This window comes from Jeotgalicoccus sp. ATCC 8456 (assembly GCF_016313225.1).
Classification (GTDB): domain Bacteria; phylum Bacillota; class Bacilli; order Staphylococcales; family Salinicoccaceae; genus Jeotgalicoccus; species Jeotgalicoccus marinus.
On the sequence record NZ_CP066224.1, the window covers coordinates 843382 to 861166 of the forward strand.

The following is a 17785-nucleotide window of genomic DNA, read 5'->3' on the forward strand; positions in this document are numbered from 1 at the left end:
ATTTAACTTCAACTATACTTTAGGAGTGGGTAATTTTACTTTACTATGGAAATAAAGTCCAACTAGTACCATGAGTAATAGACTCGTGATTGCTATTCTTGATGCAATGGTCCCGAAATCACTTAGTACTAAAGTGATACTTCCGTAAATAAATGGTCCAACGATAGCACTCATCTTGGCACTAAAAGCGAAAAGACCAAAAAATTGTCCTTCATGTCCATTTGGCGCTAGTTCTATAATAACCGTTCTTGATACGACCCAGACAGAACCCATGGCGATACCAAACATACTGGCAGCAATCCAGAAAGTCCACATCGGTAAAGGCAACGCTGCAATTAATATGGCTGTTGCTAAAATAATACCGATAATACTAAAGGTTGGTTTAGAGCCGTACTTTTGATTTATAAAGCCAAATACTAAGGCACCGATAATAGAAAATAAAGTTGCAACCATGAATACAATTAAGAAAGCTGATGATTCAAAACCGACAACAGTCGTTGCATAAGGCTGCATCATAGCAATTGCTGTAGCCAGTGCATCATTTATAAAGAAGTAAGCAATCATGAAAAAGAAAATAGATGGATGTTTTTTTGCCTCTTTAAATGATTGATAAATTTCTTTATAGCCTGTTAAAAACGACGCTTTTGTTTTAGCTTGCTTTTTAACACGGTCTTTATTTACAAAGAACAATGGCAGTGAAAATAACAAGAATAAGATTCCACTTAACCAAAATGCATTATGAATCGGTGCATCACCAACGATGATTAAGACGGAGAAAATACCAACAAGTGTCCCTAAATAACCTAAGGCAACACCGAAACCAGAAATTAATGGCACTTCCTTTTTACTCCCTAAGGAGGACAACATACCATCGTAAAAAACATTACCTGATCCATATGTAAACTTAGCAAATACAAAGAATAAGATTGTTAAGAATAGGCCATTTGGTATTCCAAAAATTGTGCCACTATTTATACCACCAAAGAACCCCATAAGAATTGAAGCAACTACTGTAAGAATAGTAAATATAACAACATATTTTTGTCTTTTCTTTGTTCGGTCCATCAACACACCAAACAGCGGTGAGAATATGATTAAGAGAATTGCAGATGTTGCATTTGCATAGGCAATAACCGTAGAAGATATCTGTTCTAATCGTGCATTAGTCCCAACGATTTCTGTAATGTATTGCGGGAAGAAAAGCGTCACGATATTCGCTGAAAAAATAGTATTGGCAAAGTCATAAAGTGCCCATGCCAATATTGGCATTGAAAGAAATAAAGCGATTGGTTTTCTATTTCGTTCTTGCATATCGCACCTCGTTGTATAAATTTTTATGTTTTAAAAAAGACATGCAGTCTCCTCTGCATGTCCAGTTTACAATATAATATTTAATTTTAAGTTAAGTTTGTATATTCTTCTATTAAATAAAGTACATCCTCACCGCTATCTACGTTTAATACACGTTCAGCTAAATGCTCCATGTCAGTTTTTTTAACACCTGAAATATACTCACGAATCGATAATATTTTTTTTGAAGGAACGGATAATTCATCAATACCAAAACCAATTAATAATGCTATGGACTTATAGTCTGATGCCATTTCACCACAAAGACCAACCCATTTATCATACTTCTGACCACTATCAATCACCTTTTTAATTAAGCCTAAAACACTTGGGTGATAAGTTTGATACAAATCACTCACTTGGTGATTGAGACGGTCAGCTGCCATCGTATATTGAATTAAGTCATTTGATCCTATGCTAAAGAAATCAACATGTTTTGCAAGTTGGTCACTGATCATAGCAGCAGATGGTGTTTCGACCATAATCCCAGTAGATATTGACTTTAGTGTTTCATCTGTTTCCTTCTCAAATCGTTCTTTCTCTTCTATTAACAAGGCCTTCGCACGATTAAATTCGTCTAAAGTTGTAATCATTGGAAACATAACTTTTAAATCCCCATGAACACTGGCACGCACTAAAGCACGTAACTGTGTTCTAAAAATGTCTTCATTTTTTAACAGGAAGCGAATAGAACGCTCACCTAAAAATGGATTTGCTTCTTTAGGTAGGTTTAAGTAGGCTAGCTCCTTGTCTCCACCGATGTCTAGTGTTCTTATGATAACTGGCTTATCTTCTGAAGCTTCTAAAACCGTCTTATAAGCAGTGTATTGTTCTTCTTCGGTGGGTAGGTTCATACGGTTCATGTACAAGAATTCTGTACGATAAAGTCCGACACCTTCAGCATCGTTGTTACTTACATCAACGACATCCTCTGGTCCTTTAATATTGGCAAATAAATTCACTTTAATACCATCTAATGTTGTTGTTTCCTTGCCCACTAACCTCTGTAATTCTTTAATCTTTCTTTCTTCAGCTTTTTGCTTTTCACTGTAGGCAGCGAACTCAACTTCTGTCGGAGAGAGTACAACATCTCCACTGAAGCCATCTACAATAATGTCGTCACCTTCAGTAACCTTCTCTATTATATCTTCAATCCCTGAGACGAGTGGGATATTTAGACTTCTAGCAATAATAGCAGCATGACTCGTCATACCGCCTTTTGCAGTTACGATACCATTTACATATTTACTATCTAGTTGCGCGGAAGCTGAAGGTGTTAGCTCTTCAGCGATGATTACTACAGGTTCTGTCATATGCGTCAAATCTGTTACTTCAACACCTCGAATGTTATTGATCAGTCTGAGACATATATCTTTAACATCGAGTGCCCTAGCACGCATATATTCTGATTCAAGGGTTTCAAATTTCTCGACATATACTTTTCCTGCTGCCTCAATTGCACTTTCAGCATTATTCAGTGCATTGATATGTTCGATTATTTGTTCATTGAATCCCGGGTCATCCAACATCATAATGTGCGCATCAAAAATGGCGGCACTATCTTCGTCGAGATTTTCTCCTACATTTTCTCTCAACTTTCTTAGCTGGACGTGAGCTTTTTGAACACTATCTTTGTATGCTTTTATTTCAGTTTCAACCTGATTACTTGCTATTTTCTCTCTAGTAATTTCAACATCAACTTTATTTGAAATAATTATGCTTCCAAAGCCGATTCCTTCACTCAATTGATTCCCTGTAATAATTTCGGGCATTATTCAGTCAGTCCTTCACTTGATAAAGTTTCTGAAATTGCTTCAATTGCTTCTTCTTCATCTTTGCCATCAGTATAAATAGTCACTTCTGCACCTTTACCTACCCCTAATGACATGACACCCATAATTGATTTTAAATTAACTTTCTTACTTTTATATTCAAGTTCGATGTCCGACTCAAATTTAGTTGCTGTCTGGACCAGGATTGTAGCTGGACGTGCATGAATACCTGTTTCATCTATAATTAAAAAAGACCTGCTCTCCATTGACTTTTCTCCTTTAGGTGATATTTTATCTGTTGATTACATTCATTTTACAATATTTTTAAGATTCTTGCATTGAACTATCAACAATTTGTGCATTTAAATACGAAACGCATTTCTCAATGTGATCATCACCGAGTTTTTTCATTAGGAAATAAGAAATTAAAGCAGTCGTTCCTTGTGTAGCAATTGGAATAATACCAAACTGGCCGTTGGATTTTCGTTGTTTCTTGCTGATTTTATTCACAGCAAAACCGATGGATTTCCTTGCGACAAATTCACCGACTACACTCGAAGCCATAACAGCTGCACGTGTCTTCATATCGTCTGTATATTTTGTGATATCTTCATGTTCTATACCAAAAATTTCTTCAATATTATCATTGATTTCATTCATCATCTTCATATCCGTACCTACATCAAGTAATGGTATCGGTAAAGCAGCAGCAAGTGCAGAATATCTAGCCTTAGATCTAACTAATTCTCTTGCTTCTTCTGCACGATTATTTATTTCTTCTTTAGTTAACGTCGTAGACATACTTATCTTCTCCTTTAAAAGTTCTATTAAGTACTATACCCACTTTATAAAAGTTTGAACTTAATTGAACGGATTCACAGACAAAAATTTATAAATAATACTTGCCGCGAGTGCACTCGTTCGATCATTTTCATCTAGTGGTGGAGAAACTTCAGATATATCAAAGCTTTTCAAGTTGTCTAGCTTTGAGAATTTTGCAATCAAATTATGAATTTCGATGGCTGTATAACCATTTGGCGTCATTGCACTTACACCTGGTGCAGTTGCCGCTTCTACTGAATCCATACATAAGGTCATGATCACTGTATCGTAATCTCGAAGTTGTTTAAATACAGTATCAGCTGCCGCCGTTTCTCTGACCTCATCAATAGAATAGTAGTTAACATTAAAGCGGTCAGCAGTATCATATAAAGTTTTTGTGTTTCCTTGTTTCTGAAGCCCTAATACATAATAATCCACATCATTATCAGCAGTTAGTATTTGATGAAACATTGTACCGGATGACGGTCTTTCATCTCGTAAATCAAAATGGGCATCGAAATTTAAGATGGCAAGTTTACCATCAAATATCTGCCTTATACCGAGATAGTGTCCGTACAAGGTTTCATGTCCACCACCGATGATAATCGGGCGACTACTCACCTCGTAGATCTCAGCTAATTTCTCAGCAAGAGATTTTTGAGAGGCTTCTAAATCTTCATCCCCAATAATTGTACCTGCATCATAGAGTGTATCGTTATAAGCATATGATGATAGTTTTTCTCTCACTTTAAACGGTGCTTCTTTTGCACCAAGGCGACCTTTGTTTCTTTTTATACCTTCTTCAGAACTAAAACCAATAATGACGGGCGCCTTAGTTTGACCATTAAAATCCTGAATTTGTTGGTGAATACGCTCATTTAAGTCTTCCGTGTCAACACGGCCAGAATATTTATACTTCCTTATCTCGTGCATCATTTCGACCTCCCTTAAATTCTTTAAAAATACTAATGATTAACAACGGTGTCAGAATCAATACCAAGAATACATTGAACGGTAAAATAAAGAGTGAAAGTTCTACGTCTTTAAATAATGTAATGTAAAGACTGACTGTCACATTTAACCAAAGTATGAAGATGGTGATCATCTGTCTATGGTAATGAGAATTTCTCAGTAAAACCAAGACCGTAAAGTAGATATATAGCACAATCAAAACAAGTGAGATTAAGAGATTTACCCATTCGTAAATTGTCTGCATATCACTTAGTTTGAAATACCCTTCAACAAAAACACCGTTACGATTGTTGAACTCTAAGAAAATAAAGAATAAGGACACGAAACCAAGAAGTAATTCTAAGTAAGACACCTTAAACCATGAAGGTAGATCTGTTTCAAAGAATTGTTTCAATTTATCGAGTAGTCGATTTCTAAAATCATATAATTTCTTAGAGAAGCCTAAGTACTTATCGACTTTAGACGTGTTAAGCGATTTACGATTTTTATTTAAGCGTGATAGCTGGTCTTCTTTTTCTATACCAGGTTTTTTTAGTATGTTCGTGGACTTCAATAAAAACACTCCGACCCATAAGGCCATATAAGATGACACCCAAACTAAGGCGAAGAATACATTTATCGATAAGACATCGGTTGGCGTGATAGTCGATTCTATATTTGAGTACACTGAGTTTTGTGTAAAGAAATATGCAATACCATAGAAGAACAAGATAATCATGTAATGTTCCTTACGGTGTGCTGGATTTAAGTACTCATTAAAAATACTAAATAATAGATGAATAATAAAAGCAAATAAGAATAAAAAGGCCCATAAGCCATATACTTCTGTCATCAATATAGTTGTAATGATAAATAATCCTAGAGATAATCCTAAATAGAAAAATGTCAGAACAACATCGTATTTTGTCGTTGATTTTATCCAGGAAGCGACCTTAAACATAAAAATACCAAAGCCAATAATTAATATTCCTCCGATAATTGGAAAGCCTCCAATCATTGTTGAAAGCATGTTTAACACTTCAAGGAAGAAGGCATTGATTAAATCGAAGACTGTCTCTATGCTATTCTCATTGACTTCTTGCTCCTCACCGCGTAGTGCACCAGTGTTAAACAAAATAAAAATACCTAAAACTATAAAAAATACACCTAATACATAGCTGATTAATACTTCACTACTATTTCTTAATTTACTTATCATGTGGTCACCTCTAGACTTACAGTATATAAAATATCAACATAAATTTCATTTAATGCAATATTAGTGTTTAAAAGCTATAAAACTGGATATATATTAATTAACAGAAAATAATATAATTGATATCTACATATCCAAAAAGTTTTGCAAGAAAATATGAGCTATAATGATTACAATGTGTCATTATACCATTTTTGTACTCTATACTCATGTAAAAAGAAACTGAATTTACCTAGCATTCCTATAATTTATAGGGATGCTTTTTTTAACAAAAAAAGCATGTTCCCTTTGACTAGAAAACATGCCTTAAAATCAGGTCCTAATTTGATAATAATGCACGATGTGCAATATCGGTACGATAAAAGACCTCACCCTCATTAAATTTTATTTCTTTAATACTGTCATAGGCAGACTTGAAAGCATCTTCAATCGTATCCCCTGTTCCAGTAACAAGCATGATACGCCCACCTTTTGAAATATAGTCACCCTCTTCTGTTTGGGCAATACCACTAACATAGCTTCGTTCCATAATGCTATCGTCAAACTGAATGGCTAAGCCTTCCTTATACTCGTATGGATAACCTTCAGTTGCAAGCATGACTCCAACAGTGTATCCAGACTTCCATTTTATTGTAAAGGGCCGTTTAGCCTTTAAGTCCTCAAGTAGTGATGCAAAATCACTCTCGATCATATTAAGAAGCACTTGAGCCTCAGGATCTCCAAATCTTGCATTATATTCTAAAACTTTAACGCCATCATCGGTAATCATAGCACCTAGATATAACACTCCGAAATAGCTTAATCCCTCTTTTACCATAGCATCAACTGTTGGTTCGATTATAGTTTTGACAGTTTCTTCTCTTACCGTTTCACTAATATGTGTGACAGGTGCATAGGCGCCCATACCTCCAGTATTCGGTCCTTTATCCTTACCGAAAGCTTTTTTATGGTCTTGGGCAATAATTTCAAAGGCATGTGAAAAGTCTTCATTTACAAATACCATCAATGAGAATTCTTCACCTTCTAAATACTCCTCAATAATAAGTGGTTCGAATTGCTCGCTATCTTCAGAAGTCAACATTTCTAAAGCTTCTAAACCATCTTGAGTGTTCTTAACAATCATGACACCCTTACCTTCAGATAGACCATCCTTTTTTATTACAAACGGTGTTTCTCTCGATTCTATATGAGCTTTTACTTTTTCATAACTTGTAAATATTTCATAATCCGCAGTCGGTATATTGTATTTTTTTAACAAGTTTTTAGTGAAGCTTTTACTGGTTTCCATTCTAGCTTCTGACTTTCTCGGACCAAACACTGTCAAACCATATTCATCAATTAAAAAATCAGCAAGTCCTAATGATAATGGTTTAGCATCCCCTATGATGACCCAATCCACTTGTTTTTCTATGCAGATACCGGCAATCGCATCAAAATCATCTTCAGATACTCTGTACATGACTTCACAAATTTCTCTCATGCCAGCATTACCTGGAATCGCAAAAATTTGATCGACACTGTCTGATTTACTCAACATTTTGACAATGGCATGTTCTCTCCCGCCCTTGCCAATTACTGCAACGTTCATAGTGATTCCCCTTTCAATTCTGTTACAGACTCTTAATATGAACTTTACATCAGTATATCTTAAATCTTTGCACTCTACTAATTTCTTGTCATAAAACAATTAGTATTTTCATAGCTTTTTCTTATGACTTTAGAGATAATAAGATAGAGAAACTTTTTAGGAGGGTTTAAGAATGACTGCAGAATTACTAAACGGACGTGAAATCGCTAAAGATTATCGTGCCGGATTGCAAGAAGAAGTAGAAAAATTAAAAACACAAGGTGTTGTACCTAATCTTACGGTCGTCATCGTAGGGAATGACGGTGCTTCATTAAGTTATGTCCGTTCTAAAAATAAAGCGGCTGAAAAAATTGGTATGGAATCTGCAATTGTACATCTACCAGAAGAAACTTCGGAGGATGAAGTACTACAAAAAATTGATGAGTTAAATAATGATGACAGTGTGAGTGGCATCTTAGTCCAAGTACCCCTACCTGAACAGGTTGATGAAAACAAAGTACTTGAAGCAATTGCACCACATAAAGATGTTGACGGATTTAGTCCTGTTAATATTGGTAGACTTTATACTGGTCAACGTACATTCGTACCTTGTACGCCACTTGGTATCATGGAATTATTAAAACACACAGGATCTTTAGAAGGTAAAACCGTGGCAGTAGTGGGTCGGTCACACATCGTTGGGCAACCAGTTGCTAAATTACTTACAAATGAAAACGCAACGGTTACTTTAATGCACTCACGTACCAAAGATATGGTCGCACAACTTAAAAACTTCGACGTTGTCGTAAGTGCCGTAGGTAAACCAGGATTAATTTCAGGTAAAGACCTTAAAGAAGGAGCGATTGTCATCGACGTTGGTAACACAGTCGTTGACGATAAGCTTGTTGGTGATGTTGACTTTGAAAGTGCAAAAGAAGTTGCAAGTTACATTACTCCAGTTCCAGGTGGTGTGGGCCCATTAACAATCACAATGGTATTAAATAACACACTTCTTGCGGCTAAATGGCACAACGGATTTGAATAATATAAATAAATCGCCTGAGTGTTAGGCTTTTGCCTAACACTCGGGCGTTATTATTTTAAAACGACTCATATAAATACTAACTTTTTAAGTATTAATCTCTTTAAATCTACCTGTTGAAAATTTCTCTGCAATTTCTCTTTGCATCAAAGTCAGCTCCTTAATTCACTAACCTCTTAAAATAATGTAAGTGAGATATACTAAGTAGAATACTAGTAAAATTACGCCCTCTATCTTTGTAAGTTTCTTTCTCCACAAAGCTAAAACTAGGAGTAAGACTGTTGCTGCTATTAGTATCCATCCATCGATGATAAAGTCACCACTAACATTTAGTGGTTCAATCGTTGCTGTAAGTCCAGTAACGAAGAATATATTGAAGATATTACTTCCGACAATGTTACCTATTGCCATAGATGCCTCGCCCTTTAGTGCTGCAGTAATCGATGTCACAAGTTCTGGAAGTGACGTACCGATTGCTACTATAGTTAAACCAACGAGAGCTTGACTCATACCTAGACTGATTGCGATAGATGACGCATTAGATACAACCATTTCCCCACCAAGCACAATTCCTATTAAACCAATAACAAATAAGACGATGCTTTTTAGCCAAGACATATTCTTACTATCATCCGTACTACGTTCTTCTTTTAAATGTTTGGAGCGTTTTGTCTTAATAAGAATATAAAAAATAAATAGTACAATACCAACTAGTAGAATAATACCATCTACTCTACTGACAACGTTTGTGGCACTAGAAAATAGAATGGCATCTGACATTAGAATCAATAATAGACCTGCCGCGATTAAAGAGTAAGGTAACTCTCTTGTACTTGTCTGTCTATCAATAATTAAAGTAGACACTAAGGCAGTGATGCCGAGTAAAAGTGTGATATTGATGATGTTACTTCCAATTATATTCCCTAATACCATATCTCCATTTCCTTCTAATGCTGCAATGATACTTACTACAGCCTCAGGTGCACTAGTGCCAAATGCAACAATGGTTAAACCAACTACCATTGGTGAGATATGTAGCTTTTCTGCTATAGAAGAGGCGCCATCGACAAAAAAGTCAGCACCTTTTATCAAAAGTAAAAAGCCAATAACTAATAAAATCCATTCCATATACTTCACTCCTTTTTTGTTATTCTTGGTCGTCCCTATACCATTATGATAAAATTAAAACAATTCTATTACTAGCTCTGGAGGTATAATATATGAACTCTAAAAATCTTATAAAATTCATGATCGGTATCTTACCACTTGCTCCAGCAGTAAATACATACCTAGATCAAGATACTGAACAAAACACTTCCGAAGAAACGCCTGAAGATTACAACGGGCCAACCATGGAAGAAGAAATAAATAATCATACAGGTAATTTACCTGCCATTAAAAATGTTGAAAATGTTAATGTACAAAACGGTGATGATTTTGATCCGTTACAAGGTGTCTACGCTGTCGATAATACAGACGGTAACCTGACTGAGGAAATTGAGATTACTGAAAACAATGTAAACACCTCACAAAATGGTACGTATAATGTATCTTACAGAGTAGAAAACTCAAATGGTGGCTATTACACCTATGTTCGTGTGATTACAGTTTCCGAGGCTCCATCTGATAGTTTACCACAAGTACCACCAAGTGATGATTCAAGTGAATCAGACAATGAAAATTCCAATGAAAGCAATAATGCTGAAGTCCTATTTGAAGGTGTAGATGACCTCACGATAACAGCAGGAGAAGAATTTGATGCTAAAAGTGGTGTTAGAGTCACTGATGTCGATGGTACTGATATTAGTGATCAGCTCTATATATCAGGCGAAGTTGACACACAAACACCGGGTGAATATACAATTGCCTATGCTGTTTTTGACATCTTTGGCAACCCAAATGCTGTCGGACGTACAGTTACAGTACAATAATAAAAGACTGCAGATAATCTGCAGTCTTTTTACTTACTGGGCTAATTGACGTTTGACTTCACCATTGAATTCATCTAAGTCAGCAGGTGTACGGCTTGTTACTAAATTACCGCAAACCTCAAGTGCCTTATCGTCCCAGTTTGCACCAGCATTAATTAAATCGTTTTTTACATTTTTCACGCTTGTTACATGTCTATCTTTTAATAGATTCGTATCTACTAATAATTGTGGACCATGGCAAATCGCGAATACGGGTTTGTCATTTTCTAAGAAATGTGCTGCAAATTTACCAAAACGGTCTTCTTTGTCCCCTCTTAAGCTATCAGGTGAGAATCCGCCTGGGATAAGAAGCGCATCATAATCACTCGCTGATACATCTCCAATAGCGTGATCTGATTCAAATTGACCACCCTTTTTACCTTCGACTGTTTTACCCTCTGGAGAGATAAGATCAACCTTATGTCCTTCCTGTTCCATCGTTTCTTTAGGGCTAGTATATTCAATATCTTCTACTAAGTCTGTCATAATTACAGCAATATTTTTAGTCATTGTAACATTCCTCCGTTATGATTTCTTGCATTAGATAATATTCCCGTAGACAATATTTTTAAACATCTTTATAAGTATCAAAATACCCTAAAAATTTAAGATAAACTTTTAGGGTATTTACTCTATTCACTAGAAGTGACAAGTGAATCATCACTACTTTGTAACTCATTATTAACTTCTTCGACATGCTTTATGTATCTGTCACTATTTGAAATATGAACATCCATGAATGCCTTATGTGCTTCTTTTTTGTTGGCAATCATTGATTTAAATTCTAAGATAGCAAGTGTTCGATTCGATATTGCGAGCAAGAGATCTTCTTTCATCTTCGATAGGTGTTCTCTTTCATTATCAGCGAGTTCTGTAGGAATTGATATTTTTGAAATCTCAGTTTCTAATTCACTATAACGTTCGTTTAAATCTGTTATCATTTCTGCAGCTTCATCAATTTCTAATAAATTGTAGTTATATTCAGTATACATCGGAATAAAATTTTCATTCCAAATCGATGATATACTCGCACCTGTCTCATAAAGTTGCGCGCTGACATACTTCAAAGATGGCATCTGAATATTTTGTAATTCGATATCTGACAATCCATCGACGGTAAAGACATCTTTACGATCAACTATGTCTGTATTTGCATCTTCTCCCACTGGATCAATAACGAGATGATTAATCGTGGTGTGCGACTTAGTGACAAGTGGCAAATTTTCAATTCTTGATAATTTGTCTGTTGTACTGCACCCTGTTAGAAGTATGACAAATACTATTAAAAGTATTTGTTTCAAAGAAAGGACCTCACAAATTAAAGTTTTGGTTGATTCTCTTTCGTATTGTAACACAGCTGTAATTTAATTGAAACATCTCATTAAAAATCTATTAATACCATACAAAATAAATGATAAAACAAGCAACTACCATAACAATTAACGACAATGGTGTACCGACTTTTAGATAATCACTAAATTTGTAACCACCTGGTCCGTATACTATTAGGTTGGTTTGGTAACCAATCGGTGTCATGAAACTTGCAGATGCTGCGATGGCAATTGTAACAACTAAGCCCATATAATCGACATTAATCGCATTTGCCATCTCTAAAGCAATTGGAAACATTAACACTGATGCTGCACTATTTGTAATCACTTCTGTAAAAGTATTCGTAACAAAATATATAATAAAGATAACACCAAGAACACCAAAAGGGGTAGCCAAGTACGTTAAACCACTTGCAACATATTGTGCAAGACCCGACTCAGTCATCGCTGCACCAACACCAAAGGCGCTGGCAATGAGTAGAATGACATCAAACTGAATGAAACTTGTTATCTCTGTCGGGTTAATAAATCTAAACCCAACCAATAAGACAACAAGTACTAACATTGCTTCTAGCATTGATAACCAGCCCATAGTGACAACTAAAATCATCAGCAAGAGGGCAACCAGCCCAATCCAACCTTTAGTCATATCTTGTTTTAGTTTCTCAGGCGGTTGCACAGGCGTAATGACATAAAAATCTGACGAATGTTTGTTTCTATCTATAAAGGTTTGATCTGCAATAAGTAGTAAGGTGTCACCTGTCTTTAATACGATATCGCCAACACGACTTTTGATGCGCTGATTATTTCTATGTATAGCAATAACTCCAGCATTGTACCTATTTTTAAAATTCACTTGCTTAATTGTTCTATTTAAAAGTGATGAATTATGAGAAACGACTGTTTCAACTAACACATTATCATCATTTTTAAGATCTTCTAAAGTAAGTTCTGTACCCGTTTTAACAGTGACTCCCTTTTCCTTTTGAATCTTGGCAATGGTATTTAAGGAACCAGAAAAAATAATATGGTCTCCTTCTTCTACTACTGTCAGACCACTTATAGGAAATACTCTCTTATTATTTCTTAGAATCTCGATTATATAAATGCCATCAAATACTTCTTTTCCTAGCTCTGTCACCGTGTTCCCTGCAAGTTCAAATTCATCTTCTATAACCGCTTCAGCTAAAAATTCTTTTGTTTCTTGGCTAATTTGCTGTTTGGCTCCTAAGTGTTCGGGTAATAAACGGTAACCAATGGTTAATAAGAAAATTAGCCCCACTATAGTAATGGGTATTCCGACAACTGAGAGTGTAAAGAAACTAAAACCCTCAAGACCTGCACTTAGTAATAAGCCATGTACAACTAGATTCGTCGATGTACCAATCATGGTAATGGTCCCACCGAGAATTGTCATATAAGATAAGGGCATTAAAAATTTTGAAGGGCTGTAATTATTATCTATTGCCCAGTTTTTCAAGATTGGGGTTAAGGCAACGACAATTGGAGTATTGTTTAAAAAACCAGACGATAGCCCTAAAGGTAATAATACTTTTAACATACTTGCTTTGATATTTTTACCTTTACCTAAAAGACGATATACTACAAGTTCTATAATACCGTGCTTCTGGATTGCACCAGCAACTATAAATAACAGGAGTATAGTGAGCATCCCTTCGTTTGCAAAGCCATTAAGCGCCTCTGTATTGGAAATGACTCCACTTAATAGAAATACAACTAAGGTGAGAAATATCAAAAAGTCCGCTCTCATCACTTCAAATAACAAACCAAGCAACATCAATACGATGATGATAGCAACAAAAATCATCTCTCCAGTCAAAGTCGTCACCCCCTATCAATATTTTCTAAATCTTAAAGGTATCTTATCATATTTACAGATATCTCTATATAAAAAAAGAGCATATAAACTGCTCTTTAATTTTCAGATATAAAATTCACCAGCTCATCTGACATAGCTGGGGTCACTTCTTCAAGTAGTAATTCGAGACGAGGCTCACCAGCAGCCGGACTTGCGATTTCTTCTTGGTCAAAATTAAAAATAACACTTTCCTTCGATATGTCTACATTACTAAAGGTATTGGCTTCATTGTGTACCCAGTCAGATAACTTGTCTCGGTCGATATACGCACTGTATATTTCCATTTCAGCTAAGTTTCGGTTCAACACTTCAAATAGGTAATCTCTTTTTTCTGAAGATTGATCGAACAAACGATCTTCAATTAAGGTCGACGTTTCTTTGATATCGACGAACATAAAGGCTACACGGTTAATATCGTTGGTTTGATTCAACTTACTGTTTATATTAAATCTCAAGGCAAACACATCCTCATTTAACTGAGTCGGTGTAACTTGAATGTTTAAACTTGCCTTAAATTCTTCATCACCCTCATCTGCACTGATAAGATTATTGAACACTTCTATTTGTTCGTTATTAAAATTATTTATACTCTCATCAATAGACGCTATTTCAAACTTTGGGTATTCCACAGACACAATTTTATTGTCGTCTTCATCAGCCTCAGTTACTATTTTTAAACCCTCTTCATCTGATTCCGTCAATTGTTTATCGTTAGCAGGTGCATCTTTGTCTTTCTTTTCATATTGCCCATTTTCTAGCATTCCGAGCGCTTCTTCATTACCTCTTGGTTCGTTTTCTTCAGTGCTACAGGCTTGAAGCACTAAAACCATCATGCCAATCATCATTAAAACTATCTTTACTTTCATCGAATATGCTCCTACTATATTTGTAGTTAACGTATGCCATCTCGTGATGATCTTGATTTTGTTTTAGAAAAACCTAATTTTTTCATAATCCATTTAATACCGGGTGTGTGTAATAACATAAACTCCAACACTTTCATATCTCGTTTCAAACGATTGGGTTCTTTTAATAATCGGTATAGCCATTCGAGTTGAAACTTTATCCAAATTTCTGGTGCTCTTTTGATGTGACCACTTAAAACATCAAAGCTACCCCCTACACCTATAAAAATGCCCTTATCGAACGACTCTATATTATGGTATATCCATCCTTCTTGACGTTTGGCACCAAGTGCAACAAAAACGATATCTGGATTTGAGTCCAGCACTAACTTTGAAACCTCTTCATCAAAACGGTTAAAATAGCCATCTCTTCTACCCGCGATAACAACACCTGGAAAATCCCTTTCAACAATTTTAACGACATCTTTGTTTACAAGTTCACTTGCCCCTAAAAAGAATACACGTTTTTTATAGTCATTCGCGTATTGCAACAAGTCATACATGATGTCTACACCAGTCACACGTTCTTTTAACGGTGTACCTTTAAACTTCGATGCATTCACTACACCAATTCCGTCAGCGACAACGTAATCCGCACTTTGAACAATTGCTTTAAAATCAGGATCATCTCTTGTTTCGATAACGACTTCTGGGTTTGCAGTCACTATGAAACATTTTTTATTTTCTTCTATTGCTGGATAGACGATTTTCTTTAGCAAAGAATACCTGGAAATATTAATAAATTCTATATCCATTAGTGTCACTGTTTTTTTTATCTCTCCCATGTCGTTACCTCCTTTTCAAAAGAAATCTTTACAATTTATATACATTAAAATGTTACACTATTTTTAGAATAAATATTTGTTTGGAGTGTGTTGTATGATTAAAGTATTTGCCCATAGAGGTGCTGAGTCCAGTCGACCTGAAAACACTAAAGATGCTTTTTTATACGCCTTAGAACTTGGTGCTAAGGCAATCGAACTCGATGTTCAACTGACTAAGGATAATGTACCTGTTGTCATTCATGATTATACCTTAACGCGTTATAATAAAGATTACACACTACCAGTAGATAATTATACATATGAGGCATTAAGCCAAATTGATGTCGGTTCGTATTTTTCAACTAATTATAGTTATTCAAGAGTACCAACCTTATCCTCAATCTTAGAAATCATACCACAAAATGTCTTATTAAATATCGAGATTAAAAATACTCCTAAAAGACATCAGGGCATTGAAAAAAAAGTTGCTGATTTAATCTCAGAATACCGTGCGATCGATAATACAATCGTATCTTCATTTGATCATATTGCTCTAAAGACAATCAGTAAAATTAATCCAAATTTGAAGCTCGGCTTTTTAATTCACTATCCAATGATTAATCCAGGTCAATACGTTCATAGCACGGGCTTAAATGCTGTCAGCATTCATCCTAATAAAAATATAGTCAATGAAACATTTATTCAAGAATGTAAACAATATGGTTACAAAATATATCCATACACTGTAAAAGATGAAACTGACTACACCCGACTAACTGATCTCGGTGTCGATGGCTTTTTTACTTCTACAACAGACTATTATTAAGAAAAGAAGAGGTACCTAGGGCACCTCTTTTTTAAAGTGTATCTAGTTCTTCTGTCGAGGTTACAACATTATTACTATGGATCCAAACTAAGTCTGAACCCTTGTCAATCGTCCCTCTATACCAAGTATTGTTTCCGACCAGTACCGTCTCAACAACGTTAAATTCTAATCCTGCATGATGTTCTAAAGTTTCATGGACATATTGTTTTTTACCACCCCATGGCTCAGTTGACGCAAAGCCACGACCAAGTAAATAAAATGTCTTTTTGTCGAAATCAACCACAGTGTGAACGTGTGAGGATGTTTCAATTCCTCTAATCCATCCTATAACGCCGTCCACACCACTTGGTTCAGTGCTCAGTAAGTAATAGTTCTCAAACTGATAAGTCGCTTCTCGTTTTACATAGTACACTTTATTTTTTAATATTTGTGCATCTCTTTTATTTTCATCACTATTCGGTGCTTCAAAAATATAAGTAGTATAGGCTTTTAAGTGTGCAAGTCTACTCACTGGACGAATGGAATAGGTATGTGATTCTTCCAATTCTTCTTCATTATCTAAAACCATTAACTTGCCCATTTTTTTATATTTGATATTTTTCGGATCCATCGCCATTACTTTAGAACGATATAAGTCCTTTTCTTCCTTTTGCATGTTCTGCCACTTGTTTAAGAAGGCTTCATACAGAGGTAGAACATCCTTCACATCACCGTAAGCTTTGACTCTTCCAAACTCAAGCCATAATATTTTATCACAGAAAGTCTTCATTTGACCAATGGAATGGCTGACAAAAATCATCGTCTTTCCTTGATCCTTGAATTCCATCATTTTTTTTAAACTTTTATCCGCAAATGCTCTATCCCCAACGGATAAGGCCTCATCAATAATTAAAATATCCGGATCAACCTTTACACTTATAGCAAAACCCAGTCTAGATTTCATTCCACTAGAATATGATTTTACAGGTTGATCTATAAAGTTTTCCAACTCTGAAAACTCTATAATTTCTGGCTCAAGCGCCTTAATTTCTTCCTTAGAAAAACCGAGCATCAGACATTTTAATTCAATATTGTCCCTACCAGTTAAGTCATCATTTAAGCCTGCCGCAACTGCGATTAAGGCAGGTTGGCCGTTGACTTGTACATCACCGCTCGTTTCTGGCACTATACCAGCAATGATATTGGATAAGGTAGATTTACCAGAACCATTGATTCCGATAAAACCAACGACATCGCCTTTGTCAGCTTCAAACGATACACCATTCAAGGCATAAAAGTTATCCCCATGTTCTTTTGGACTAATTAAGTCCAACATGCGTTCTTTAGAGCTCTCATACAATTTATATTTTTTTACGACATCTTTTGTTACTATAGCTTTTGTCATAGTACG

The 17785-nt window shown here is 35.5% G+C and carries 17 protein-coding genes; 3 read left to right on the forward strand and 14 right to left on the reverse strand.

The window, feature by feature from the left end:
• Window positions 1–12 precede the first annotated feature (12 nt).
• The 7 genes from JEM45_RS04285 to purD form a co-directional block, all read right to left on the reverse strand.
• On the reverse strand, window positions 13–1311 hold the full coding sequence (locus JEM45_RS04285; protein WP_198687881.1) for an MFS transporter: 1299 nt from the start codon (window positions 1309–1311) through the stop codon (window positions 13–15).
• 86 nt (window positions 1312–1397) lie between these two features.
• A complete protein-coding gene (gene ptsP, locus JEM45_RS04290; protein ID WP_198687882.1) occupies window positions 1398–3122 on the reverse strand; it encodes a phosphoenolpyruvate--protein phosphotransferase in 1725 nt (574 codons plus the stop codon).
• Window positions 3122–3388, reverse strand: coding sequence for a phosphocarrier protein HPr (locus tag JEM45_RS04295; RefSeq protein WP_198687883.1), 267 nt, complete (start codon window positions 3386–3388; stop codon window positions 3122–3124). Before JEM45_RS04295 ends, ptsP begins: the two co-directional genes overlap by 1 nt.
• Before the next feature lie 58 nt (window positions 3389–3446).
• A complete protein-coding gene (locus tag JEM45_RS04300; RefSeq protein ID WP_166627174.1) occupies window positions 3447–3923 on the reverse strand; it encodes a hypothetical protein in 477 nt (158 codons plus the stop codon).
• A gap of 60 nt (window positions 3924–3983) precedes the next feature.
• Window positions 3984–4877 (reverse strand): formimidoylglutamase, encoded by an 894-nt coding sequence (locus JEM45_RS04305; protein ID WP_035857239.1) that lies wholly within the window; start codon window positions 4875–4877, stop codon window positions 3984–3986.
• Window positions 4855–6114, reverse strand: coding sequence for a lipoteichoic acid stability factor AuxA (gene auxA, locus JEM45_RS04310; protein ID WP_235678921.1), 1260 nt, complete (start codon window positions 6112–6114; stop codon window positions 4855–4857). Before auxA ends, JEM45_RS04305 begins: the two co-directional genes overlap by 23 nt.
• A gap of 316 nt (window positions 6115–6430) precedes the next feature.
• Window positions 6431–7699, reverse strand: a complete 1269-nt coding sequence (gene purD / locus JEM45_RS04315) for a phosphoribosylamine--glycine ligase (RefSeq protein WP_026867467.1) — start codon at window positions 7697–7699, stop codon at window positions 6431–6433.
• 172 nt (window positions 7700–7871) lie between these two features.
• On the opposite strand from purD, the gene folD reads away from it, so the two are divergent.
• Complete coding sequence (gene folD, locus JEM45_RS04320; RefSeq protein ID WP_026867466.1) at window positions 7872–8723, forward strand: bifunctional methylenetetrahydrofolate dehydrogenase/methenyltetrahydrofolate cyclohydrolase FolD; 852 nt, start codon at window positions 7872–7874, stop codon at window positions 8721–8723.
• Between the two features lie 165 nt (window positions 8724–8888).
• Here folD and JEM45_RS04325 read toward each other — a convergent pair whose 3' ends face one another.
• The gene (locus JEM45_RS04325) at window positions 8889–9848 is read right to left on the reverse strand and encodes a calcium/sodium antiporter (protein WP_198687884.1); all 960 of its coding nucleotides are present in this window, start codon (window positions 9846–9848) and stop codon (window positions 8889–8891) included.
• A gap of 92 nt (window positions 9849–9940) precedes the next feature.
• Between JEM45_RS04325 and JEM45_RS04330 the strand changes: the two genes are divergently transcribed.
• Window positions 9941–10651, forward strand: a complete 711-nt coding sequence (locus JEM45_RS04330; RefSeq protein ID WP_026867464.1) for an immunoglobulin-like domain-containing protein — start codon at window positions 9941–9943, stop codon at window positions 10649–10651.
• Between the two features lie 33 nt (window positions 10652–10684).
• Here the strand turns inward: JEM45_RS04330 and JEM45_RS04335 are convergent, their stop codons facing one another.
• From JEM45_RS04335 to JEM45_RS04355, 5 genes are all read right to left on the reverse strand, one after another.
• Entirely contained in the window at window positions 10685–11200 is a 516-nt protein-coding gene (locus JEM45_RS04335) for a type 1 glutamine amidotransferase domain-containing protein (protein WP_026867463.1), read from the reverse strand.
• Window positions 11201–11322: 122 nt separating this feature from the next.
• Entirely contained in the window at window positions 11323–11991 is a 669-nt protein-coding gene (locus JEM45_RS04340) for a hypothetical protein (protein ID WP_198687885.1), read from the reverse strand.
• 91 nt (window positions 11992–12082) lie between these two features.
• Window positions 12083–13870 carry an SLC13 family permease gene (locus tag JEM45_RS04345; RefSeq protein WP_370545405.1) on the reverse strand — a complete coding sequence of 596 codons (1788 nt, stop codon included), beginning with the start codon at window positions 13868–13870 and terminating at the stop codon, window positions 12083–12085.
• An 86-nt stretch (window positions 13871–13956) separates the two neighbouring features.
• A complete protein-coding gene (locus JEM45_RS04350) occupies window positions 13957–14766 on the reverse strand; it encodes a hypothetical protein (RefSeq protein WP_026867460.1) in 810 nt (269 codons plus the stop codon).
• A 26-nt stretch (window positions 14767–14792) separates the two neighbouring features.
• On the reverse strand, window positions 14793–15590 hold the full coding sequence (locus JEM45_RS04355; RefSeq protein WP_026867459.1) for a WecB/TagA/CpsF family glycosyltransferase: 798 nt from the start codon (window positions 15588–15590) through the stop codon (window positions 14793–14795).
• Between the two features lie 94 nt (window positions 15591–15684).
• Here JEM45_RS04355 and JEM45_RS04360 point away from each other — a divergent pair, with 94 nt between their 5' ends.
• The gene (locus tag JEM45_RS04360) at window positions 15685–16395 is read left to right on the forward strand and encodes a glycerophosphodiester phosphodiesterase (protein WP_026867458.1); all 711 of its coding nucleotides are present in this window, start codon (window positions 15685–15687) and stop codon (window positions 16393–16395) included.
• Window positions 16396–16426: 31 nt separating this feature from the next.
• Here the strand turns inward: JEM45_RS04360 and tagH are convergent, their stop codons facing one another.
• Window positions 16427–17779, reverse strand: coding sequence for a teichoic acids export ABC transporter ATP-binding subunit TagH (gene tagH, locus JEM45_RS11000; protein ID WP_026867457.1), 1353 nt, complete (start codon window positions 17777–17779; stop codon window positions 16427–16429).
• Window positions 17780–17785: the final 6 nt, after the last annotated feature.